The 1,385-nt window shown below is 63.9% G+C and carries 1 pseudogene; it reads right to left on the reverse strand.

The annotated features are described in order from the left end of the window. Positions 1-1,258, reverse strand: a pseudogene (locus tag SSA01S_RS18835) (methyl-accepting chemotaxis protein); the annotation flags it as partial. Positions 1,259-1,385 lie beyond the last annotated feature (127 nt).

Here is a 1,385-nt window from a genome sequence, read left to right on the forward strand (position 1 = left end):
CGACCGCCTTCTGCACCGCCTGGCCGCTGATCTCGGCATCCTGCGAGGACTGGCGCGCGATCTTCTCGGTCTGGGTCGCGTTATCGGCGTTCTGTTTGATGTTCGCCGCCATCTGCTCCATCGAGGCCGAGGCTTCCTCGGCCGCTGCGGCCTGCTCGGTCGCGCCTTCCGACACCTGTTCAGACGCCGAGGAGAGTTCCTGGCTGCCGCTCGCCACCTGGTCCGCCGCGCCCGCGACGTTGGTCGCGAAGCTGGTCAGATTGTCGACCAGATTGTTGATCGCATCCTTCATCCGGCGATGATCGCCCTCGCACTCGATCTCCACTCGCTCCAACAGCGAGCCGGTGCTGACCAAATTCAGGACGCGGTTGCCCTCGCCGATCGGTAGCAGGATCGCGTCGAGCATCCCGTTAATGCCCTTGATCAAGCCGCCGAAATCACCGGGGAAGCGCTCGGCCTCGCCGCGCTCGCTCAACTGTCCGGCGGTCGACGCGTCGATCAGACGCTGGATTTCGCCGATAATGGAGCGGAAATTGGCGCGCAGTTCCTCGATCGTGTCGTTGATAAAGGCCTTCTTGCCCGGGAAACGCTCCAGCTCGGCGGCAAAATTGCCCTCGCCGAACTGCTTGATGCAGGCCATCGCCTGCTTCTTGACCGCGATATGGCCCGCGACCATCGCGTTGATCCCGGTCGCCATGCGGGCAAAATCGCCCTGGAATTTCTCGGCGGGCACGAAGACGTCGATGTCGCCCTTGTCGTGCTCGACCGACATGGTGTTCATCTCGGCGATCAGGCCCTTCAGGTTGCGGCGAAGCTCTTCGATCGTGTCGTTGATGAACGCCTTCTTGCCGGGCAGCGGCGCCAGCGGGGCCTCGAAATCGCCTTCGCCCAGCGACTTGACGCAGGCCATGGCCAGCTTCTTGACCGCGATATGGCTGGCGACGAGTTCGTTGACCATCCTGGCGGCATTGGCCAGGTCACCCTGAAACTCGTCGACGGGCAGCACGACGTCGATATCGCCGCGCTCATGCTCGCTGGCCATATGCGACAGGCGCCTCGTGAAGCCGGCGGCGGGCATCGCCGCCGCCTCGATCATATCGTTGACGGCGACCAGGACCTCGCGCGCCTTGCCCGTAACCGCCGACAGGTCGGCGCGATCATGGATTCGGCCCTGGGCAAAGGCACGCTGCAGACGCGTGATCTCCGCCGTGGCGGCGTCGACATGGGACGTGTCCTTGAGCGAAGCGTAAAACCGCATGAGTCTTTTCCTGAAAATTCCTGTCCGGCGACAGGTTGGATGGGAGTAGGACGGATCGCAGCACCGCCGCCGCCCCGCCCCTGGCGTTCAGGCCACCGCTGCTAAACCCAGCGTGGCGTTGAAATCA

Origin of the sequence: Sphingomonas sanguinis NBRC 13937 (genome assembly GCF_001591005.1) — a bacterium.
Taxonomy (GTDB): domain Bacteria; phylum Pseudomonadota; class Alphaproteobacteria; order Sphingomonadales; family Sphingomonadaceae; genus Sphingomonas; species Sphingomonas sanguinis.